We start from the raw sequence: 21,318 nt of genomic DNA, 5'->3' as shown, positions 1-21,318 counted from the left end.
GATGTGTGACGACATCGCCACAAGTCGCTGCCCCCAGCAGCCCCCGCATCACGATGTGTGACGACAGAGCCGAAAATCTGGTCGTGCACCACGGCAGCCCTCTGACAAGGTGGCCACGTGAATTCGTTGCTGCAGCAGTTCCACCAGCAGATCCGTCTGGCGAACCGCGAGTCAGAGGGCGGGCCGGGGATCGTCCGGGACCTGGACGGACCGGTCCGGCGCCGCTACCCGGTCACGCCGGGGGCGTCGTACGCCATGGTCGAGTCACCCGAAGGGCTCGGTGACGATCCGGATCACTGGATCGCCCGGACGGCAGCGTTCTTCACCGCTCGCGGGGAGCGCGTGGAGTGGAAGACGTACTCCTACGACGAGCCGGCTGATCTGGGAAACCGCCTGCAAAGCAATGGTTTTCAGAAGGAGGATGACGAAGCGCTGCTGCTCGGCGAATCCGCTGCTCTTGTGCACGGGGTGGCGCTCCCCGCGGGTGTGACTCTGCGAGAGGCGGATTCGCCGCAGGATTACCACCGCATCCACGAGTTGATGCAGACCATCTGGGGTCCGCGCGATGGCGACATGACCGAGGAGCTGCGCCGCGAGAAGGAGGCCGACCCGACCAGCCTCGACGTCGTCCTCGTCGAGCAGGACCGCGAGACTCCGGTCCTCTGCGCCGCCTGGTGCCGGTACTCCCCGGGCACCGACTTCGCGTCCATGTGGGGCGGTTCGACGCTGCCCCGGTGGCGGCGGAAGGGTATCTACCGCTCGACGGTCACCTGGCGGGCGCAACGTGCGATCGACCGTGGCTACCGCTACATGCGCCTGGACACCTCACCGGACTCCCGGCCCATCCTGACCAAACTGGGGCTGCAACACGTCGCCGAGACCACGCCGTACGTGCACAGTTCACCACTCACCCGTATGGGTGATTGAAGGTCGCCGGTCGATGTGAGCCGGGCGTAGCTTGCCACAGGTAACCGCAGGTCACAGCAATGATGAGCGGATCGGGGCAGGCATATGTCGTTACTCCGGGACCATGCCGAACTGGCCATTTTCCTATGCATCGCGGGCGGCTACCTCGTCGGCAAGCTGCACCTCGGCCCGATCAAGCTCGGCGGCATCTGCGGGACGCTCATCGTCGCGCTGCTGATCGGGACCCAGCACGTCAAGGTCGACAACGACGTGAAGGTCGTCTTCTTCGCCCTGTTCATCTTCTCGTTGGGTTACATGGCCGGCCCGCAGTTCTTCGCCAACCTGAACAAGCGCAGCCTGCGCTTCCTGGTTTTGTGCCTCATCGAGATGGTCAGCGTGCTGGCCATCGCCTTCTTCCTCGCCAAGGCCTTCAAACTCGACCTGGGCACGGCCTCCGGCATTCTCGCAGGCGCAGCGACCGAGTCCGCTGTCGTCGGCACGGCCACAGAGGCCATCGGCAACGTCCCGGGTCTGAGTTCCCAACAGATCACCCAGTACCAGAACAACGTGGCCACCGGTTATACCGTCTGCTACTTCTTCGGCCTGATCACCATCGTGCTGCTGACCAGCCAGATCTATCCACTGCTGCTGCGGATCAACCTTCGTGACGAGTGCGCCAAGATCGCTCGATCGATGCGCGGCTCGAGCGACGCCATCGCCTCCGGTGAGGTGGTCGCCGCCCCCGCTCTGGTGGGACGCACCTTCCAGGTGTCCCAAGCCGCAGGCAAAACCGTCGCGGCCATCGAGTCCGATCTGAACGATGACGTCTCGGTCGAGTCGGTACGTCGTGTCGGGGCGCCCGACCTCACCGTCGACTCCGACCTGGTGCTGCAATCGGGTGACACACTTCTGCTCGTCGGCGAACGCACCGCGGAGATCAAGGCGGACTCGGTCATCGGTCCGGAGGTGGCCGGAGACCCGGAATCCCAGAGCCGGGTGGCCACCAAACAGGTGACGCTGACGCAGAAGGAGGTCGACGGCAAGACCCTGGAGCAGATGCAGGACGAGTACGGCGCGTTGCGCGGCTCCGGCGTCTACGTCACCGAGTTGATCCGCTCCACCGATCAACACCTTCCGGTCACGCCGGCCACGGTGCTTCGACGCGGCGACATCGTCACGCTCGTCGGTGCCCGCGCCGCGATCGACCGGCTGATCAAGAAGATCGGTGTCACGGTCACCAGCAATGCCACCGACTACATCTACCTGGGTCTCGGCATCGTCGTCGGCTCGTTGATCGGCCAGTTGTCGGTCAAGCTCGGAGACGTGCCGCTGTCGCTGGGCACCGGCGGCGGCTGCCTGGTCTCCGGGCTGATCTTCGGGTGGTTCCGATCGCGCACCCAGGTGATCGGCGCCTACCCACCCCAGGCGGCCACCACACTGAAAGATCTGGGTCTGTCGATCTTCATCGCGTGCACCGGCCTCGCCGCCGGCCCCGAAGCCCTCCCCATGCTCAAACAGCACGGCCTGCTCCTACCGCTCGCCGGGATCGGCATGGTGCTCATCCCGGCCACCATCTCGTTGATCGTGGGCCGCCGACTCCTGAAGATCCAGGACCCGATCCTGCTGGGTGCCATCGCCGGCCAGCAGTGCTCGACCCCGGCCATCACCTCTTTGACCCAGACCGCGGACAGCTCCGTGCCGATGCTGGGCTACACGATCACCTACGCGCTCTCCAACTTCTTACTCCCGCTCACCGGTCCGATCCTTGTCGCGATGCTCGTCGCGGCGAAGTAACCCGAGTCGAGACCGGAGGTACACCAGGTGTGGACCTTCCTGACCGACCACGTGTTCCGGCCGCACCCCGAACTTCTGGTCTTCATCACCGTCGCCATCGGCTTCTTCGCCGGCAAACTGCACTACCGCTCCATCGCGCTGGGCGCCGTCACCGGATGCCTGGTGGCCGGCCTGGTCATCGGAGCACAGGTCAAGGTGCAGATCGACGGCACGGTCAAGAACCTGTTCTTCACCCTCTTCCTGTTCGCGCTCGGCTACAAGGTGGGCCCGCAGTTCTTCCGGGGACTGAGAAAGGACGGCCTACCTCAGGTCCTCAATGCCGTGATCGTGGCCGTCACCGGCCTGCTGGTCTGTTGGCTGTTCGCGTCCATGCTCGGCTACGGGCCGGGCCTGAGCGCCGGGTTGTTGTCCGGCGCCCTCACCCAGTCGGCCGCCATCGGAACCGCGAGCGATGCCATCGCCAACCTGCCCGGCCTGAGCGCAGCGCAGGTGCAGCAGCAGCAGAACCTGGTCGCCGTCGGGTACGCCGTGTGCTACCCGCTGGGCACCATCTTGTGCGCAGTCCTGCTGGCCAACGTGCTGCCCAAGCTCTACCACTGCGACCTCGCGGCCGAATCGGCAGAACTGTCAAAGGAACTCGACACACCCGACGACGACCCTGACACCCGCAACGCATACGAGGAATCGGTACTTCGGGCCTACACCGTGGATCACGACGAGCTCGTCGGCAAGACCATCGACCAGTTCGAGCAGGATCAGAAGCAGCACGGACGGCGGATCTACATCACGCGGGTCCGTCGCGGCGGGACCATCATCCACCACACCCAGGACACCGTCCTGCAGCGCGGGGACGTCGTCGCGGTCAGCGCCCTGCGCCACGACCTGGTGGACTTCGACGCCCGCACCAATATCGGACCGGAAACCGACGACGTCACCCTGCTGGGCTACCTCAGCGAGACGATGCGCGTCGTCGCGTCCAACGACCACGAGCTGGGCCGCACGATCTCCGAACTACGCCAGCAGCCGTTCATGGTCGGGGTTTACATCGACAAGCTCTATCGGGCCGGGTCGGAATACCCGTACGTGCTGGCCACCAAGGTCGAGCGCGGTGACACGCTCATCCTGACCGGTCCCAAACGCCTCGTCGACCCGGCGGCCAGAGCCATCGGCGTACCCGTCCCTACGAGCTTCGCCACCGACATGGTGTGGGTCGGACTGGGCACGTTCCTCGGCGGCTGCCTCGGCATCCTGGCGGTGACCGTCGGCGGCGTCCCGATCTCCCTGTCCACCTCCGGCGGCGCCCTCATCATGGGTCTGGTCTTCGGCTGGCTGCGCGGCAAATACCCGACGTTCGGTCACGTCCCGCCGGGCGCCCAATGGATGATGGACACCCTCGGACTGTGCGTGTTCGTGGCCATCGTGGGCTTGAACGCCGGTCCGTCCTTCGTGTCCGGTCTCAAGCAGGCCGGCTGGGGGTTGCTGGTCTTCGGAGCGATCGCCACCGTCATCCCGTTGATCGTGGGGTTCTTGTTCGGGCACTACGTGCAAAAGATCCGCTTCCCGATCCTCATGGGTGTGCTCGCCGGCGGCCAGACCACTACCGCAGCGATCGGTGCGGTCAACGAGACGTCGCGATCGCAGATCCCCACGCTGGGGTACACGATCCCCTACGCCATCAGCAATGTCCTTCTGACCATCTGGGGGCGGTCATCGTCATCCTCAACCACTGATCCGAACACACGACTCGTCCGATAGGAGACCCGCCATGACCACCCAGACTTTCACCCGGGCCGAGATTCACCGTCTTTCGCAGCTCAGCCCCTTCGAACTCAAGAACAAATTCATCGAACTGGCTCAGGAGGCACAGGCTGACCAGCCCGGCCAGAAGGGCAAATCCAGCGTGCAGATGCTCAACGCAGGTCGGGGCAACCCCAACTGGGTTGCCACCGGGCCGCGCGAAGCCTTCTACGCCCTGGGCTACTTCTCGATCGCTGAATCACGCCGGGTTTGGACGGCCGACAATCTGGGCGGAATGCCCGATGCACCGGGAGCTCACGAGCGGTTCGAGTCCTTCGTGCACACACACCCCGACCTACCCGGCGTCGACCTGCTGAAGCGGAGCGTCGACTACGCCATCAGCACCTTCGGTTTCGATGCTGACGCCTTCGTCCATGAACTCACCGACAGTTCGATCGCGGACAACTATCCGGTGCCGGGCCGGGTGCTGAAGTACACCGAGACCATCCTGCGCGCCTACCTCGCCAAGGAAATGTACGCCGGCAAGAACCCGGGCGAGTCGCTCAAGCTGTTTCCGACCGAGGGTGGCACAGCCGCGATGTGCTACATCTTCGACTCGTTGATGAAGAACGGCCTGCTGCACCACGGCGACAAGATCGCTTTGCTGGTACCCGTTTTCACGCCGTACATCGAGATCCCCGAACTGGACACGTACGGCTTCGACGTCACGCGGGTCGAGGCGTCGCTGTTCGCCGAGACCGGTGTGCGCGAGTGGCGGTACCCCGAGGAGGAGATCGCGAAACTCGCCGACCCCGACATCAAGATGGTCTGCATGGTCAACCCCTCCAACCCGCCGTCGCTGGAGTTGGGCGACCGGGCCCGGCGGCAGATCATCGAGATCGTGGGGACGAGCAACCCCAACCTGATCATCGTCACCGATGATGTCTACGGCACGTTCGTCGAGGGGTTCCACTCCATCGCCGCCGATCTGCCGCGCAACACGCTGCTGGTCTACTCCTACTCCAAGCACTACGGAGCGACCGGCTGGCGGCTGGGCGTCATCGGCCTGGACGACGACAACGTCATCGACGAGATGATCGCGGCCCAGTCGCAGGCCGATAAAGACCGCCTCAACAAGCGGTACGGATCCTTGACCCTGGAGCCGGAAAAGATCAAGTTCATCGACCGGCTGGTCGCCGACTCACGTCAGGTCGCGCTGAACCACACGGCCGGTCTGTCACTGCCGCAGCAGATGATGATGGTGCTGTTCTCGATCTTCGACCTCTTGGATGAGGGTCAGGACTACAAGTACCGCGTCCGGGAGATCGTGCAGCAGCGCCTCGGCCTGCTTCTGGAGGGCGTGCAGCTCACCGTGAACGACGACCCGCACCGCGCCGGCTATTACATCGAACTGGACCTGCTCGCTGAGGCGCAGCTCAAGATGGGCCAGGAATTCGTGGACTTCCTGCAGGCCAACTACGAGCCGGTCGATCCGCTGTTCCGCCTGTCGGCCAAGACGGGTGTGGTGCTGCTCAACGGCGGCGGTTTCGACGGGCCGGAGTGGTCCGTTCGGGTGTCCCTGGCCAACCTCGATGACCTGGACTATCTCAAGATCGGCCACCATCTGCAGACGATCATGGACGAATACGCCCAGGACTGGGAGGACTCGAAGGCGAAGGATCAGACCGGGAAGAAATAGACCGCCACCCCAACCACCCGAACGCCGCGACGATCACCCAACCCAGGTACGGCGCGACGTTCTCCCGGAAGCCAAGGGTCCAGTTGGCGGTGCTCTGGTCCAACCCGCTGGCCCGGCCGGGCGCGTAGGCCAGGGCCATGATCACCGCGCGTACGACGAACACCGGGTCCCACACGAACGACATCAGCAGCGGCAACAGCAGCCAGGTTGTCGCGTCGTACCACGGCAGTGTGTAGGGCGCGAGGAACGCGAACGCCGTCGACAGCACGAACGTCATCACCACGGCGTACCGGGTCAGCGGATCGGGGATCCGATCGGCCAGGCCGTAGTGCCGGATCACCGCCCACAACCCCATCGCGAGCAATACCATCGCCGCCGCCGCAAGCACGAACACGATCGTGGTGACAAGCCATTCAGGCAGGCCGATCACCCGCAGCAACCGGATCGGCAACGACCACGGCGAGGCGTAGGAGAACGAGCCACCGGCCGCGCCGAGTTGGTGCAGCACGTGCGGACCGGCTACGACGTAACACGGCACGATCACCAGCAGTGCCCCGCCGAGCAGCGACCACAGGCGCCCGGGCAGGATCCAGGTGCCGCGAGCGCCGATCTTGCGCCGATCCACCTGCCACCACGCCCACGCCAGCGCGAGGCCGACCACGCCGTAGGTCACCTTGGTGCTGAAGGCTGCTCCGACGAAAGCGCCGGCGAGCCACGGCGAGCGACGGGCGGCGAGAATCGCTGCCACGACGAAGAATCCGGCGATCAGATCAACGTGGGCGCCCAGGACCAGGATCCCGAAGACCAGCGGGTTGAACGTCCACAACAGGTCGATGCGACCGCGTCGGGCAGGGGCAAGTCGCAGCAGCACCCAGCGGCAGCCGAGCCAGGCGAGCACGATGAAGACCTGCCAGATCCACACCGTCACCCGCAGGTTCTGGCCCCCGACGAAGGACGATATCGCCTGCAGCATGGTGGCGAACGGTCCGTAGATGCTCGGCGTGTGCTGCCACGGCGGTTGTACCGAGGCGGTCACCGGATCCAGGCCGCCGTGCCAGCCGATCGGCGATTCGACGTAGGGGTCGCCGCCCTGTGCCGCGATCCGGCCGTAGGCCGCGTAGTTCACGTGATCGGCCGAGCCGAACGGTCCGGTCAGCAGAGCGAGTACGCCGAGCCCGACCGGTAGCGCCCATCCCCACAACCGCGTCGGCGGGTTCAGCAGCGCGAGGATCACACCCACGCCGCCGGCGATGAAGGCGATGTAGAGCAGCACGCTGACGCTGGTCGGAGACAGCTGCCAGTCGAGCGTTCCGGGTGCCCAACCCCGCGGGCCCAGAGGCGGCTTCGCCGCCGACGGCCCGGCGATGCCCACCGCGATGAGGATCGCGAAGGACAGGACGAGCAGCCCCGTGCGCACCCGGGTCATGACGCTGACCGGAAGTCGCGCCATCGACGTACGGCGAGGGCGCGCGCTACGTCGCGGTACTGGGCGGCGCGGTGCAACTGCCCGCGCCAGTCCGACCCGGTGACCCGGTGCCGCAGGTCGCACGGCACTTCGCGCACCCGCAGACCGGCCTGCAGGACGTCAACGGTCAGGCCGACTTCCACGCCCCAGCCCGCCGCGAGCGGTGAGCCGGCCCGCAACGCGGCTCGGTTCAGGCAGCGCATCCCCGACAACGGCTGGGTCGCCTCCCACCCGGTGAGGTGACGGATCCCCTCACGGGCCAGCCGGACGACGAAACCGTGCCCACCGCCCGGTCCCTGCGGCGGCAGGACGGCGATGGTCATGTCCGCCTCATCGTCCGCTACAGGGGGAACCAGTACTCCTACGGCCGTGGCCGATTCACCCAGGTCGGCGTCCACGAAAAGGATCCGATCGGCCGCTCCGACCTGCGCGAGACCGGTCGTGAGGGCAGCCGCCTTGCCCCGGTTGCGCCGATGTCGCACGACGGTCGCTCCCGCCGCCCGAGCCAGACGCGCCGTGTCGTCGGACGAGCCGTCGTCGACGACGACGACCTCGGCACCGAGGTCGCGGACAGCGTGGACAGTAGCGGTGATGCGTTCCGCCTCGTCCTTGGCGGGGATGATGGCGGCCAGACTCACCGGATCGTCAGCTGCCTACTCACCAGGCGATCCCGCGCGCGGCGCTGCTCGACATCGAGCGGCTCGTCGGCCGCGACGTGGTCTTCGAATCGCTCTGTCACAGAGGAGAAGTCGTCGACCACGGCCTCGGGCTCCAGTTGTGTGTCCACTTCCCAGACCGGGACCAGCAGACCGCTGGCCCGGAAGGCACCCAGGAGCCGTCCCTCGCCGAGACCGGCCTCGTCTGCGGCGATCAGCCGGGCGAGCGCGTTGGTGGCGGTGTCCTCATCGCAACCCAGCACCCACCGCACGAAACTGCGGTCACCGACCCGGCACCAGTAGGCCGACTGGTCCGGCGCCAGCCGCCGCGTCAGAGCGACTGCTTCGTTGGCGCGTTCCAAGGAGGCCTTGCCGTCATCGTCGAGGTCGCCGTCCTCGACCCAGAAGTCGAAGCCGTCGTACAGGGTCGGCTCGAAGGTCGTGCTGGTGATCAGGTCCTGCAGCCGAGGCGTGTCGAAGGTCGGTCTCGGCACTGCCGTCAGCGGCTGGCCGGGCTCCAACTCCAGGGCAGCGATGAGTGCGGCGGCCAGATCACGACTGGCATCGCCGGAACCTCCGCCGCTCTGCATCGCGATCAGCACGTGGCCGCCGTTGTCGGTCGCTCGATGAAGGGCCGGCCAGGCGAGTGGCAGGACGGTGGCGACAGTCGCCTGACCGGACCGGCCGGCGTACGTGAAATCGACACTGGCGGTCGCGGCGGGGATGAATTCGCGCATCGCGACCCAGTCGGTCTCCCCCGCCAGGCCCTCGAACGGGCGCGCGACGAAGGGCGCCGGTACAACCTTGTCTTTACGGTCCTTGCGTTCCCGCCGAGAAGCCTTGCCCATGAGGCTCCACTGTAGGGGGATTACATCCGGCGCCGCGAAGGGCCGCCGAGCGCCGCCCAGACGGTCGTGCGGCCGTCCTCGTCGCTGACTCCCCACTCGTGAGCGAGGGAGCGCACGATGCGCAGACCGCGGCCGCTGCGCGCCCACTCCGCGGACGGTTTGGGGGCCGGTGTCTTGCCGCTACCGCCGTCGGAGACCTCGATCTCGACGCGCGGCGGACGCACCTTCCAGTGCACCCGGATCGAGCCGTCGGGCAACGGTTTGCCGTGCAGGATCGCGTTCGCCACCAGCTCGGAGGCCACCTGCTCGGTCTCCTGGATCACCTGCTCGGGCACCGTCGTACCCGCCAGGTCCTCCAGCACTGCTCTGCGGATCCGCGGCACGGACTGCAGATCCCACGCCAGGCGCACCGTGCGGACGTGCGCGTCCTGTCCGTCGTTGTCGGTCATGAAACCCCCTGCTGGCTCACCGCGAAGCGTACGTCGGCCGGTCGGTTGGTGATGATGGCGTCCACCCCCAGCTCGAGGCAGAGCGCGACGTCCTCGGGTTGGTCGACGGTCCAGACGTGGACCTCGCGGCCGGCGGCGTGCTGGCGTGCCACGAACTCGGGGAAGCGCTTGATGATGCCCAGGCGCGGCCCGACGATGGGCAGGTCGGCGGGGAAGAAATCGATCATCCGCAGTCCGGCGCCGACTTCGATCAGTTGCACCCGCTGCAGGTTCGGAGCCAGACGGCCGAAGCGGGCGACGGCCCGGGTCGAGAAGGACATCATCCGCACCCTTGGTTTGTCGGGAGCGGGATTGAGCAAGTCGTATTCGCGCAGCACCGAGACCAGTTTGCGTTCGACGTCGCCGGCCCAGCGGGTCGGGTGCTTGGTCTCGATGACCAGCTCCAGCGGGCGGTCAGCGGCCAGGACCGATCGGATCAGCTCGCGCAGCGTGAGGATCTGGGCGTGGTGGCGGTCCGGCTCCTCCGACTCATCGGGGTGCTCGCGTTTCCAGCTACCCCAGTCCAGGCCCTCCAGCTGAGCCAACTCCAGCTCCGAGACGATTCCTTCGCCGTTGGAGGTGCGGTTGACCCGGCGGTCGTGCACACACACCAGGTGCTGGTCGGCGGTGAGGCGAACGTCGCATTCGAGGCCGTCGGCGCCTTCATCGATGGCCCGCAGATAGGCGCCGAGGGTGTGCTCGGGTTCGGAGTGGCTGGAACCACGGTGGGCGATCACCCGCGGCGGTTTCCCGGACAGCGTCACACGGGTCATTCTGGCACTTGCGTTGGAGCGCGCTCAAAGCTCTAGCGTTCCGTCATGGCTACAGAGGACCTGATGCGTCGGGCGCTGTCCGCACTCGATGAGATCGACGGGCCGCTATCGGTGGAGGTGATCCACCGGCTCACCGAACTGCCCGAGGTGGACGAGCCGCTGACCGTGGCCCAGGTGGCGGAGTTGCTCGACATCTCCCCGCACTCCCTGCGCTACTACGAGCGGATCGGCCTGGTGTCCGTGCCGCGCGATGCGGCCGGGCAGCGTGCCTACTCGGCCGAAGCGGTCCGTCGACTGATCTTCGTCACCCGGATGCGCCTGTCGGGTATGCCGATCCGCGACCTGCAGCACTACGTATCACTGGTCGACCTCGGCGACGACACCGTGCCGGAGCGGCTGGACATGCTGCTGGAGCACCGGGACACCACCCGTCGCCAGATCCGTGAGTTGACGCTGTCGCTCGCGGCTACGGAATACAAGATCGCGACCTACGGAGGACACACCTCATGACCATGACGTACCGCACCATCGGCGACCTGTCCGTCTCGGCGCTGGGCCTGGGCTGCATGGGCATGAGCTTCGCCTACGGACCGGCCGATTCTGCCGAGGCACTGGCGACGCTGTCCCGGGCGTTGGAACTCGGCGTCAACTTCTTCGACACCGCTGACATGTACGGCATGGGCGGAGCCAACGAGCAACTCCTGTCCTCGTTCCTGGCCGACCATCGCTCCGAGGTGGTGCTCGCGACCAAGTTCGGCATCGTCACCGACCCCGACACCGGTCTGCCGGCGGGGGTCAACGGCTCGCCCGACTATGTACGCAGCGCGGTCGACGCCTCGTTGCAGCGGCTCGGCACGGAGGTGATCGATCTGTACTACCTGCACCGCGTCGACCCGAACGTGCCGATCGAGGAGACCGTCGGGGCCATGGCCGCTCTGGTCACGGCCGGCAAGGTGCGCCATCTGGGCATCTCCGAGGCGTCGGCCGATACGATGCGCCGGGCCGCAGCAGTGCACCCGATCGCGGCGTTGCAGTCGGAATGGTCGGTCTTCAGCCGTGACATCGAGGCCTCGGATGTGGTGGCTGCGCGGGAGATCGGCGCAGCGATCGTGCCGTACAGCCCACTGGGGCGCGGGATGCTGACCGGGTCGGCGGCGGCGCTCGCGCCGGGGACGGACGACTTCCGAACCACCCTGCCGCGTTGGCAGGCCGAGAACATCGAGCGCAACCGAGCCCTGGTCGCGCAGGTGTCCTCGATCGCCGCCTCGATGGATGCCACCCCAGGACAGGTTGCGCTGGCCTGGCTGCTGGCACAGGGCGACGACGTCATCCCGATCCCGGGGACGAAGCGGCGTTCCTACCTGGAGGAGAACGTCGGTGCGGTCTCCCTGTCACTGTCCGCCGAGCAGCTCGCGGCGTTGTCGGCATTGCAGCCGGCAGGCGACCGTTATCCCGACATGGCGTGGGTAGCGGGCGAATCAGCCTCTGTCGCGGAGTAGTTCGGTCGCGACGGTGGCGTCGTGGAAGTCGACGTCACCGTCGGGCAGGTGCTGCACCCGTTCGTGCCCCTTGCCGGCGAGCAGGACCAGATCGCCGGGTCGCGCATAGTTCAGAGCCTTCTGGATCGCGGACCGGCGATCGAGGATCACCTCATGCTCCGGTGCGCCGGCCTTCACCTCGGCGGCGATGGTCTCCGGCGACTCGTCGTAGGAGTCATCGGTGGTGATGATCCCGATATCGGCCTTGTCGGAAGCGACCACGCCCATCTTGGGACGTTTGGCCGGGTCGCGGCGGCCAGCGGCGCCATAGACGACGATGACCCGGCCGTGGGTCACAGCGCGTGCGACGTCGAGGACGGCGGCCAGGCCGACGTCGGTGTGGGCGTAGTCGACGATGATCTCGATGCCCCGATCATTGGGAACGCGCTCGAATCTCCCCGGCACCTGGGGCATTTCGGCAACTGCTCGCTGCAACCTATCCGGGTCCATGCCGGTCTCGAGAGCGACCGCCGCAGCACCGGTGACGTTGAGGACGTTGTAGTCGCCGAGCAGCGGCATGTGCAGCGGCAATTCCAGGGTGGAGTGCGCAGTGTGAAGTCGGTGCCGGCACCCGTCTGTACGACGCCCAGGGCGCGGTAGTCGGCGTCGCTGGCCGTCCCGAAGCGCAGGGTGCCGGGGATCTCGGCCGCCAAGCGGTCGCCGTACTCGTCATCGGCATTGGCCAGCTTCGGTCCATCGGTCCATTCGAACAGCCGCCGTTTGGTCAGGTAGTAGTCCTCCATTGTCGGATGGAAGTCGAGGTGGTCCCGCGAGAGGTTGGTGAAAAGTGCTGCGGCGTAATGGGTTCCGGCGACACGCTGTAGTGCGATGCCATGCGAACTGGTCTCCAGGACGACGTACCGCACGCCCTCGTCCCGCATCCGCGCCAAGGTACCCTGCACGAGGGGCGCCTCACCCGTCGTACGCACAGCTGGCTGACGGTCGCGGCCCACGATGATCTCAGCGGTGCTCAGCAGACCGGTTTTCGCGGCCCCGTAGGCGCCCGTCAGGATCCCGTGCAGCACATAGGAACTCGTCGTCTTGCCGTTGGTCCCGGTAATGCCGTAGACGGTGAGGTCCTTCGACGGGTCGCCGTTCACGGCCACGGCCAGGCGTGCCAGCGCAGCCCGGGTGTCGGGCACGACGGCGGTCGGAGCGCCATCGATCGGGTGATCGGCCACGATGAGGGTGGCACCCTGCTCGAGGGCCTGGGGGACGAACTGGGCGCCGTCGGTCGTGAAGCCCTTGATCGCGACGTACGCCGTGCCCGGGCTGACCGCCCGCGAATCGTTGGTCACCGCGCTGACCTGCACCTCGGGTACGGCAACACCGAGTACGTCGCGCAGGGCCGGGCCATCCAGAATCACCGCGCGAGCGTATCGCTTGGTGTCTCTTGCCCTATCTAGGCTCGCCGCTAGAGAAGGGAATACGTGGGTATCGAAGGAAGATCTTGTCGCCACGACCTCGCGCACGCACGAACCGCGCAAGGGTGAGCGGGTTCTTCGGATCCACGGTCATCCGCAGATGGTCTCGCACGATGTTGTCGGTGGTCGGTTATAGCGTCTTTGCATGGACGGAAAGCACCTGCTGGACGAGGCCGAGCAGGCCTCGATCGCGCTGGTGCAGCGGTGGCGTGCGGAAGTGAACGCGACTGCGGGGCAGGGCGAGTCACCACGGATCCAGCAGGGCCTGATCCAAGAACTCGAATACCTCAAGATGCGATCACCGCCCGTCAGATCGAACTGACCGCCGCCTCCAGCGAGGACACCCGTGCCCGCCGACCCGGCCTGCCCGCCGAGCGCAACGACCGGCACACCGGGACGGGAATCGCCCTCGCTCGTCGGCGTCATCCACTGTCCGGGCACCGGTTGGTCCACCAGGCGCGGGTGATCGTCCACCAGATGCCGCAGATCCTGACCGCGATGCGCGCCGGGCACCTGGACGAGACGCGCGCGGCCATCCTGGTCCGTGAGACCGAGGGCCTGGACCCGGCCGCTCGCGCGCACACGACGCAGGAGTTACAGGAGCGCTGGCAGTACCTCGGTGACCGCGGCCTGCGTGAGGCCGTTCGCGGGATGGTGACCCGCCTCGATCCGGATCTGGCGCACGTACGCGCCATCGCCGCCGCGGAAGACCGACACGTGACCTGGCGCTCGGCCCCGGGCTCGATGATGCGCTTGACTGCCCTCTTGCCCGCGACCACCGGCCTGGCCTGCGTGCAAGCCCTCCAAGCCGCGGCCACAGCTTCCCAGAACGCGAAGACCACCCAGAACGGCACGAGCACCCAGCAGCACCGGCGGCGCGGGCTGGCCGACAGCCTCGTCGCCCTGGTGACCGGCACAGCCCCCGAGCAACGGCCGCCGGTGAACGTACGGGTCAATCTGATGGTGCCGATCGACGCGCTGACCGGTGATGCCCCCGGTCACCTGGAGGGGTACGGCACGATCAGCGGCCAGTTCGCGCGAGACCTCATCGGCAGGTGCGCCGATGAGCACGGGCCGGCGATCCGGCGGATCTTCACCACCCCCGACCACCAAGAGTTGGTGGGGATGGAAACCACCTCGCGCACCTACAACGGCCTACTGCGGGAGTTCATCCGGTTACGGGACCAACGCTGCCGCACCCCGTTCTGCGAATCAGAGATCAAACACATCGACCACATCCGCCCTGTTTCCGGCGGCGGGCCGACCAGCGCAGCCAACGGCCGGGGCACGTGCGAACGCTGCAACCACGACAAGGAACACCCCGACTACCAAGTCACCGGCGACGCCCATCACACCCTCTCCACCGTCGGTGGCGTGACCGTATCGTCCAGACCCCCCACCCCGCCCAGTAGCTCGCCACCACAACCGGTTTCGCCGGTCGAACGCCACTTCATCGACATCATCTGGGGTGGCTTCCTGACGCCCCGGCGGGTGTAGCCAACCGGTTGCTGACCTCGATGCGTGATACGGATTGCTCTCCGATCAACGTAGGGGGCGTCGATGGAGCCGTTGCCAGTGCCCGCGGGGCTGGAAGGTCGCGTGCGCGAGCTGTGGGAGCGAGCCCGCACACGATGGTTGATCAACATGGCCGTTGCGCTGGTCGTCGGGCCAGTCGTTGGCGTCCTCGTAGCGCGGCTGATCAGCCCTGATCATCCGCGTCACAGCACCCACGGCCCCCGGCACGTGGTGTTGGGTGTCGTGCTCCTGATTCTGTTCATCGCTCTCTATGCGCTCGTCGTCACGATCCTCATCCGTCGTCTGCGGCGGCGTTACAAGGGCCAATGGATTCCGCTGGCCGCGGGCTTGTCTCGTCGTGACCGGCGGCACGTGCGGCGTGCGGTCCGCCGCGGCGAACCGAGCGCCGATCGATTCTTGCGCTACGTCGAGACCACCACGGCTCGCAAGATCGCGCTGCAGCGAAGGCAACTGCGGTGGAGTCTGCCGCTCAGCACTGTCATCTGGGTGTTCCTGATCGCCGCCAATTGGACGCACAACCGCGCCGCCGTCTGGTTCGGCGTCATCGCGTTGCTCACCGTACTGCTCACCCTGCCTAGGACCATCCAGCTGATCCGTGGCGCGGACAGGTATCTGCGCACCGTCAACATCGATCCGGCCGCTTTGCGCAAGGCGGGCTGATCGCCGAGTCCACCGCACTACGATCTGCGCTGTGGCAAAAGTGAGCCCACGGATCCGCGCGCAGATCTGGCGCGAGCGCGTGGTCGACGTCAACGACGGAATCCTCGGGATCGCGGGTCTGTTGTCCGGTCTTGCCACCGCCGATCTGCGCAGCACCACCATCATCATCACGGCGACCGTGGCCATCGCAGCCGGCGCGACGTCCATGGCCGCGATGCGCTACACCGAGGCAGCCTTCAACCGAGACGCCATCATGGCCGAGATCGCCGAGGAGAAACGCCGACTCGCCCTGTCGCCGGACGAGGAGTACCAGGAGCTGGTCGATATTTACCTGGAGAAGGGGTTGAGCGAGCGTCTCGCGCACGACGTCGCGGGCGAACTCACCCAGCACAACGCCCTGGCCGCGCACATGTCCGACGAGCTCGACATCGACGAACGCGACTTCGAAGCCCCCATCCTGGCCGGACTCAGCGCTGCGATCGCTTTTGCCGTGGGCGCCTTCATGCCGGCGATGATCGCTCTCGTGGTGCCGCCGTCCAACCGGCTGATCGTCACCCTGGCCGCTGTCACCATCTCTTTGTCCATCACCTCGCTCGTCGGTGCCAAGTTCGGCCACACCCATCCTGTGCGCACCATCGTGCGCGCCGTGTCCTTCGGTCTACTCACGCTCGCCATCGCGGCGTCCGTCGGCGAACTCGCGGACTAGGCGGGCCGCCAACCCTCCGAAGGTACGCCGACCCCCAGGTAGGTGGCCGGTACGTCGGCGGACCGGGGAGGCTAGGCCCCGTGAATGAACCCGCGATCCTCTGGCTGCGTCGCGATCTGCGCCGCCACGACCACCCGCGCTCCTCAAGGCGCACGAAGACGCCGGCAGCGCAGGCGTCCTTCCCCTCTTCGTCATCGACCCGGTGCTCTGGAAGTCCGCGGGGCCGGCGCGCCGGGGCTGGCTGGCCGCGACGCTCAAGGCGACCAACGCGGCGTACGCCGATCGACTGGTCATCCGCCTGGGTGACCCTGCCGTCGTGGTCCCGAAGGTGGCCCGCGAGCTCGGCGCCGAGCGGGTGCACGTCACCCGCGAAACCACTCCGTACGGCGCGCGACGGGACCGGAAGATTGCCGCCGCACTCAACGACGCAGAGGTCGAATTGGTCGAGACCGGAACGCCGTACGCCGTCGGACCGGGGCTGATCACCAACGGCAGCGGCAACCCCTACAAGGTCTTCACCCCCTTCTCGAAGGCCTGGCGTGAACACGGCTGGCCGGCACCGGCCAAAGTCGATCGCGTGCATTGGGCGACTGCGGAGTCCGACGGGCGAGTGGCGAAGATGCTCGACAAGGCGATCCGCGAAGCACCCGAGCTTCCGGGCGCCGGCGAGGACGCGGCGATCACGCGCTGGCATGAATTCCTCGACGACATCGACGATTACGGTGACGACCGCAATCGTCCCGACCTCGATGCAACCTCCCGGTTGTCGCCCTACTTGAAGTACGGCGTCCTGCATCCCCGCACCCTCCTGGCCGATATCACCAGCAAGAGCAAGGGCGCCGAGCGATTCGCGACCGAGCTGGCGTGGCGCGAGTTCTACGCGGACGTCCTGCATCACAACCCGCGCTCCGCGTGGCAGGACCTGAACCCGCTGGGTATCCCCTACGACGACCCCGATGATCTCTTCGAGGCGTGGAAAGAGGGCCGCACGGGCTTCCCCATCGTCGATGCGGGAATGCGGCAATTGAACGAGACCGGGTGGATGCACAACCGGGTCCGGATGATCACCGCCAGCTTCCTGACCAAGGATCTGCACGTCTGGTGGCCGCACGGCGCCCGTTACTTCCTCGACCGGCTGATCGACGGTGACATTGCCTCGAACAACCATGGCTGGCAATGGGTTGCGGGCACCGGAACGGATGCCGCGCCGTACTTCCGGGTCTTCAATCCGACCACCCAAGGCGAGAAGTTCGATCCCACGGGGGCGTACGTGCGCCGGTGGATCCCCGAACTCGGGACCGACGACTACCCGGAGCCGATCATCGACCACAAGGCGGAACGCGAGGAAACGCTACGGCGTTATGAGCATCGCGGGCACTGACCGAAGATCTCCACGGTGTGGCTGACCTGCGTGTAGCCGGCATCCGCGGCGATCTGCGACGCCCACTTCTCGACGGCACTGCTGGCCACCTCGACGCTGGCTCCGCACACCCGGCAGACCAGGTGATGGTGATGGGAGTCAGCCTCCGACGGACCGCACAACCGGTAGCGGCTCTCACCGTCCGGGCCCTGCACGACGTCGGCGCGCCCGTCCTCGACGAGGGTGTTCAACTGCCGGTACACCGTGGCCAGACCGATCGGCCGACCGTCCACCCGCAAGCCCGCGTGCAATTCCTGCGCACTGCGGAAGGTCGTATCGGAGGCCAGTGCCGCCTCGACCGCCGCTCCTTGCTTCGTGACCCGGCGACTCATGCCGGCCTCCGGGCGGTCCAGCCGCGGGCACTGCGGGCCCGACCGACCGCCCAGCAGATCAGATAGATCAGAAACGACAGTGTCGTGACATAGGGGCTGATCGGGATACTCGCACCGGTCGCCAGCAGGATGCCGCCGACCATTGCGATGAGCGCGAAAACCGTTGCCAGCACAGGCGCCCACACCGGGGATGCGGTCACCCGGAACGCCGCCGCCGCCGGGGTGACCAACAACGACAACACCAACAGGGCACCGACCACCTGGATCGACAATGCGACCGCGATACCGAGCGCCAGCATGAAGGCCAGCGACAACGCCCGCACCGGCACACCCCTGGCCTGCGCCACCTCCGGGTCGACACTGGCGAAGAGCAACGGCCGCCACATGATCAGCAGCGCGACGATGGCGATGGCCGAACCGACCAGGAGCGCCGCCAGCTGGGTGTCGTCGACCGCCACGATCTGTCCGAGGAGCAGACCGAACTTGTTGGCCGACCGCCCTTGATACAGGGACAAACACAGCACACCGAGACCAAGACCAAAAGGCATGAGTACGCCGATGATCGAGTTGCGGTCGCGCGCTCGGCTCCCGAGGAAGCCCAGGATGCCTGCGGCCAGAAGCGATCCGATGACCGAACCCGCGACGACATTGATCCCGAACAGCAGCGCAGCCGAGGCACCCGCGAAGGACAACTCGCTGATCCCGTGCACCGCGAACGGCAGGTCGCGCATCATCACGAAGGTGCCGAAGAGTCCGCCGAGGAAGCCCAGGGCGATCGCCGCGATCAGCGAGTTCTGAACCAGCGGAAGCAGTTCCGCGTAGTCACTGAAGTTGAAGATCCGGTCCATCAGTGCTCCTCCCCCGGGTGGCAGTGCTGATGATGCGTGTCGCCGGCAGCGACATCGGTGCCCAGCACCACGATCCGGTCCCCGCGGCGGATGACCTCGATCGGCGCCCCGTAAAGTCGGCTCAGCGTCTCGTCGTTCATCACTTCATCGACTGTTCCGAGCTGGAAGCTGCCTTCCACCAGATAGAGCACTCGATCGCAATACGGCAGAACTGGATTCAGCTCGTGAGTGATGAAGAGCGTGGCCGTGTCGTTGTGCCGCTGGTCCGAAATCAGCTGGACGACCGCCTGCTGGTGCGGAATGTCCAGCGACACCAACGGTTCGTCACACAGCAACAGCGCGGGCCGGTTGGCGATCGCCTGGGCGATTCGCAGCCGCTGCTGCTCACCTCCGGACAGCAGCGACATCGGCACATCGGCGTAGGACGAGGCCCCCACCTGTTCCAACAGTTCGTCGACCCGCGCCTCGACCGAGGCGTTGCGTCGACCGGGTCCCCAATGGTTCCCGTCGATGCCGAGCCGGACCAGGTCCCGGCCGCGGATCGCGAACGCCGAAGCGGACGACCGATGCTGGGGTACATAACCCACGTGTTCGTTACCCCGATGCACCGGCTCCCCAGCCACCCGGACCATGCCGGAGATGTGCTGCAGGCCGAGGATCGCGCGCAGCAGACTCGTCTTACCCGAGCCGTTGGGACCGAGCACGGCGATGAACTCACCCGGTTCGACGGTCAGGTTCAGCCCGCTCCACAGGACGCGATCGCCGTACGCGAGGGCGGCGTCGGTCAACTCCAGGGCGGGGGTGGTCATGCCTGGCCCAACGCGCTGGACAGGGCGTCCAGCTGGCTCTTCATCCAGGTAACGTACGTCGATCCGTCCGGCATCGTCTCGGTCACCGGCACGACGGGTACCTTCGAGTTCTTCGCCGTGTCCAGCACCTTCTGAGTGATCGGTCCGGTGGTCTGCTCGTTGTAGACCAGCGCCTTGACCTGGTGAGCGGTGAACAGCTTCAGGGTGTCGTTCAGCACGCCGACGGACACATCGTTACCGTCCTCGATCGCGGCGCTGAACGCTTCGGGGGTCTTGTTGACCAGACCGCACGCCTCCAACATGTACCCCGGCACCGGCTCGGTGATCGCGACCGGTTCGCCCGCGTGCGCAGCTTTCACCGAACTCGTCTGCGCTTCCAGGGTTTTCACCTGATCGGTGAATCGAGCCAGGTTCGTTGCGAAGGTGTTGGCGTGCGCCGGGTCCAGGGCCGCCAGTTTGTCCTTGAGGGCACCGGCCACCTTGAGGACCGTGGGGAAGTCGTACCAGACATGTTCGTTCAGGTCCTCGCCCGCAGCCGCCTTCTTGCCGGAGATCTCGACGGCATTGAGCACCGTGTTGCTGTCACCGACTGAGCTGACCATCTTGGTCATGAAATCGTCGTACCCGCCGCCGTTCTCGATCACAATGCCGGCGTTCTTGATCGCAAGCTGATTGCGGACACTCGCCTCGTACTCATGCGGATCCTGGCTGGGGTCGTTGATGAAAGACGTGACCTGCACCGCATCGCCGCCGACGGTTTTGGCGACATCGCCCCACACGTTGGTCGAGGCCACCACGTGCACGGCCCCGCCGCTGCTCGACGGGGCACTGGATCCGTCGCCACCGCATGCGGTCAACCCACCTGCCAGTGTTGCCAATCCGAGAGTCATACCAAGCAGTCGCCGCGTCATGACATTAACGATAACGGTTCTCATTTGCATCAGCAACCCAACTGGCGAGTAACCGAACAATTACGCGCGACACGTGCCGCGCCGCAGCTCAAACCTGTTTGTTTCCCGGGAAAGTCGCAATACTGCTGACATGAGCGAAACACTGACCTCCGATCCCGACGACTACGGTCTCCGGATCGATGCCAACACTCTGGAGCGCACGGTCGCCCAGCGTTTCAAGCAGTTCCTCCTGGTGACCGGCGCGGTACTCCTGGTCATCGGACTGCTGATCCTGATCTGGCCGGGTCACACCGCCAAGGCCATCACCGCGCTATTGGCGATCGGTGTGCTGTTCACCGCCCTGGGCAACGCCGCAGTCGCGCTGACCCCGGGCCTACCCGGACGCGCCCGCGTCATCGCCGCGATCGTGGCGGTGTTGTTCGCATGGGCCGGGATCTGGGCGCTGGCTCACCTGGGCAGCGCGACCGTGGGGCTCGCTTTCGTCGTCGGCCTCTTCATCGGTATCTCCTGGATCATCGACGGCATCGCCACCCTGGTCACCCTGGGCGACGCACCGTCGAAGGTCTGGGCAATCATCTACGGCCTGATCAGCATCGTGGCCGGCGTCATCCTGTTGATCGGTCCCATCACGGGTGCCTCGATCATCTGGCTGATCCTCGGAATCACCTTCGTGGTCATGGGTGTTCTGCAGATCATCCGCGGTCTGCGCTTCGGCAACCAGACCATCAAGGGAACCCTCTAACCATCTCCGGGAACACCCCGGTTCAT

The 21,318-nt window shown here is 66.4% G+C and carries 23 protein-coding genes; 12 read left to right on the top strand and 11 right to left on the bottom strand.

Features of this window, described 5'->3' with window-relative positions; all coding sequences use genetic code 11:
• The first annotated feature begins 117 nt into the window (after positions 1-117).
• The 4 genes from ACFQBT_RS19465 (at position 118) to ACFQBT_RS19450 (ending at position 6,136) form a co-directional block, all read left to right on the top strand.
• Positions 118-927 carry a GNAT family N-acetyltransferase gene (locus ACFQBT_RS19465; protein WP_377819813.1) on the top strand — a complete coding sequence of 270 codons (810 nt, stop codon included), beginning with the start codon at positions 118-120 and terminating at the stop codon, positions 925-927.
• Between the two features lie 84 nt (positions 928-1,011).
• A complete protein-coding gene (aspT, locus tag ACFQBT_RS19460; RefSeq protein ID WP_377819812.1) occupies positions 1,012-2,700 on the top strand; it encodes an aspartate-alanine antiporter in 1,689 nt (562 codons plus the stop codon).
• A 27-nt stretch (positions 2,701-2,727) separates the two neighbouring features.
• A complete protein-coding gene (gene aspT / locus ACFQBT_RS19455) occupies positions 2,728-4,455 on the top strand; it encodes an aspartate-alanine antiporter (RefSeq protein ID WP_377825292.1) in 1,728 nt (575 codons plus the stop codon).
• A 10-nt stretch (positions 4,456-4,465) separates the two neighbouring features.
• Positions 4,466-6,136: a bifunctional aspartate transaminase/aspartate 4-decarboxylase gene (locus tag ACFQBT_RS19450; protein WP_377819808.1), complete on the top strand. Its 1,671-nt coding sequence runs from the start codon at positions 4,466-4,468 to the stop codon at positions 6,134-6,136.
• Here the strand turns inward: ACFQBT_RS19450 and mptB are convergent.
• Genes mptB through ACFQBT_RS19425 form a run of 5 tightly spaced genes read right to left on the bottom strand, consistent with a single transcriptional unit; the run spans position 6,072 to position 10,366 of the window.
• Complete coding sequence (gene mptB / locus ACFQBT_RS19445; protein WP_377825290.1) at positions 6,072-7,586, bottom strand: polyprenol phosphomannose-dependent alpha 1,6 mannosyltransferase MptB; 1,515 nt, start codon at positions 7,584-7,586, stop codon at positions 6,072-6,074. The genes ACFQBT_RS19450 and mptB overlap by 65 nt on opposite strands.
• Entirely contained in the window at positions 7,559-8,239 is a 681-nt protein-coding gene (locus ACFQBT_RS19440; RefSeq protein ID WP_377825289.1) for a glycosyltransferase family 2 protein, read from the bottom strand. The genes mptB and ACFQBT_RS19440 overlap by 28 nt, the downstream gene beginning before the upstream one ends.
• Positions 8,236-9,105, bottom strand: a complete 870-nt coding sequence (locus tag ACFQBT_RS19435) for a DUF5926 family protein (RefSeq protein ID WP_377825287.1) — start codon at positions 9,103-9,105, stop codon at positions 8,236-8,238. The genes ACFQBT_RS19440 and ACFQBT_RS19435 overlap by 4 nt, the downstream gene beginning before the upstream one ends.
• A 20-nt stretch (positions 9,106-9,125) precedes the next feature.
• The gene (locus tag ACFQBT_RS19430) at positions 9,126-9,554 is read right to left on the bottom strand and encodes an ATP-binding protein (protein ID WP_377825286.1); all 429 of its coding nucleotides are present in this window, start codon (positions 9,552-9,554) and stop codon (positions 9,126-9,128) included.
• Positions 9,551-10,366 carry a glycerophosphodiester phosphodiesterase gene (locus ACFQBT_RS19425; RefSeq protein ID WP_377825284.1) on the bottom strand — a complete coding sequence of 272 codons (816 nt, stop codon included), beginning with the start codon at positions 10,364-10,366 and terminating at the stop codon, positions 9,551-9,553. Before ACFQBT_RS19425 ends, ACFQBT_RS19430 begins: the two co-directional genes overlap by 4 nt.
• A gap of 45 nt (positions 10,367-10,411) precedes the next feature.
• On the opposite strand from ACFQBT_RS19425, the gene ACFQBT_RS19420 reads away from it, so the two are divergent.
• Entirely contained in the window at positions 10,412-10,876 is a 465-nt protein-coding gene (locus ACFQBT_RS19420; RefSeq protein ID WP_377825283.1) for a MerR family transcriptional regulator, read from the top strand.
• On the top strand, positions 10,873-11,865 hold the full coding sequence (locus tag ACFQBT_RS19415; RefSeq protein WP_377825281.1) for an aldo/keto reductase: 993 nt from the start codon (positions 10,873-10,875) through the stop codon (positions 11,863-11,865). The genes ACFQBT_RS19420 and ACFQBT_RS19415 overlap by 4 nt, the downstream gene beginning before the upstream one ends.
• On the opposite strand, the gene ACFQBT_RS19410 is transcribed toward ACFQBT_RS19415, so the two are convergent.
• Together ACFQBT_RS19410 and ACFQBT_RS19405 are read right to left on the bottom strand one after the other, a co-directional pair.
• Complete coding sequence (locus tag ACFQBT_RS19410) at positions 11,845-12,309, bottom strand: glutamate ligase domain-containing protein (RefSeq protein WP_377825279.1); 465 nt, start codon at positions 12,307-12,309, stop codon at positions 11,845-11,847. The two genes, ACFQBT_RS19415 and ACFQBT_RS19410, sit on opposite strands and share 21 nt — an antisense overlap.
• Positions 12,198-13,271: a Mur ligase family protein gene (locus ACFQBT_RS19405; RefSeq protein WP_377825278.1), complete on the bottom strand. Its 1,074-nt coding sequence runs from the start codon at positions 13,269-13,271 to the stop codon at positions 12,198-12,200. The genes ACFQBT_RS19410 and ACFQBT_RS19405 overlap by 112 nt, the downstream gene beginning before the upstream one ends.
• A gap of 202 nt (positions 13,272-13,473) precedes the next feature.
• Here ACFQBT_RS19405 and ACFQBT_RS19400 point away from each other — a divergent pair, with 202 nt between their 5' ends.
• The 5 genes from ACFQBT_RS19400 to ACFQBT_RS19380 all read left to right on the top strand — a co-directional run bounded on the left by ACFQBT_RS19400 (position 13,474) and on the right by ACFQBT_RS19380 (position 17,611).
• Positions 13,474-13,650: a hypothetical protein gene (locus ACFQBT_RS19400; RefSeq protein WP_377825620.1), complete on the top strand. Its 177-nt coding sequence runs from the start codon at positions 13,474-13,476 to the stop codon at positions 13,648-13,650.
• Positions 13,611-14,825 (top strand): HNH endonuclease, encoded by a 1,215-nt coding sequence (locus tag ACFQBT_RS19395; protein WP_377825576.1) that lies wholly within the window; start codon positions 13,611-13,613, stop codon positions 14,823-14,825. Before ACFQBT_RS19400 ends, ACFQBT_RS19395 begins: the two co-directional genes overlap by 40 nt.
• A gap of 63 nt (positions 14,826-14,888) precedes the next feature.
• On the top strand, positions 14,889-15,524 hold the full coding sequence (locus ACFQBT_RS19390) for a hypothetical protein (protein WP_377825277.1): 636 nt from the start codon (positions 14,889-14,891) through the stop codon (positions 15,522-15,524).
• A 31-nt stretch (positions 15,525-15,555) separates the two neighbouring features.
• Positions 15,556-16,230, top strand: a complete 675-nt coding sequence (locus ACFQBT_RS19385; protein ID WP_377825275.1) for a VIT1/CCC1 transporter family protein — start codon at positions 15,556-15,558, stop codon at positions 16,228-16,230.
• A gap of 100 nt (positions 16,231-16,330) precedes the next feature.
• Complete coding sequence (locus ACFQBT_RS19380; RefSeq protein WP_377825574.1) at positions 16,331-17,611, top strand: cryptochrome/photolyase family protein; 1,281 nt, start codon at positions 16,331-16,333, stop codon at positions 17,609-17,611.
• Here the strand turns inward: ACFQBT_RS19380 and ACFQBT_RS19375 are convergent.
• Genes ACFQBT_RS19375 through ACFQBT_RS19360 form a run of 4 tightly spaced genes read right to left on the bottom strand, consistent with a single transcriptional unit; the run spans position 17,590 to position 20,550 of the window.
• Complete coding sequence (locus ACFQBT_RS19375) at positions 17,590-17,982, bottom strand: Fur family transcriptional regulator (RefSeq protein ID WP_377825274.1); 393 nt, start codon at positions 17,980-17,982, stop codon at positions 17,590-17,592. The genes ACFQBT_RS19380 and ACFQBT_RS19375 overlap by 22 nt on opposite strands.
• Complete coding sequence (locus tag ACFQBT_RS19370; RefSeq protein WP_377825272.1) at positions 17,979-18,830, bottom strand: metal ABC transporter permease; 852 nt, start codon at positions 18,828-18,830, stop codon at positions 17,979-17,981. The genes ACFQBT_RS19375 and ACFQBT_RS19370 overlap by 4 nt, the downstream gene beginning before the upstream one ends.
• Positions 18,830-19,639, bottom strand: a complete 810-nt coding sequence (locus ACFQBT_RS19365; protein ID WP_377825270.1) for a metal ABC transporter ATP-binding protein — start codon at positions 19,637-19,639, stop codon at positions 18,830-18,832. Before ACFQBT_RS19365 ends, ACFQBT_RS19370 begins: the two co-directional genes overlap by 1 nt.
• The gene (locus ACFQBT_RS19360) at positions 19,636-20,550 is read right to left on the bottom strand and encodes a metal ABC transporter solute-binding protein, Zn/Mn family (RefSeq protein ID WP_377825268.1); all 915 of its coding nucleotides are present in this window, start codon (positions 20,548-20,550) and stop codon (positions 19,636-19,638) included. Before ACFQBT_RS19360 ends, ACFQBT_RS19365 begins: the two co-directional genes overlap by 4 nt.
• Positions 20,551-20,680: 130 nt before the next feature.
• Between ACFQBT_RS19360 and ACFQBT_RS19355 the strand changes: the two genes are divergently transcribed.
• Entirely contained in the window at positions 20,681-21,292 is a 612-nt protein-coding gene (locus ACFQBT_RS19355; RefSeq protein WP_377825266.1) for an HdeD family acid-resistance protein, read from the top strand.
• Positions 21,293-21,318: the final 26 nt, after the last annotated feature.

It is taken from the genome of Branchiibius cervicis (assembly GCF_042661605.1).
GTDB lineage: Bacteria > Actinomycetota > Actinomycetes > Actinomycetales > Dermatophilaceae > Branchiibius > Branchiibius cervicis.
Note: the sequence above shows the minus strand (reverse complement) of the source record. Positions and strands in the feature narration are given on the sequence as shown.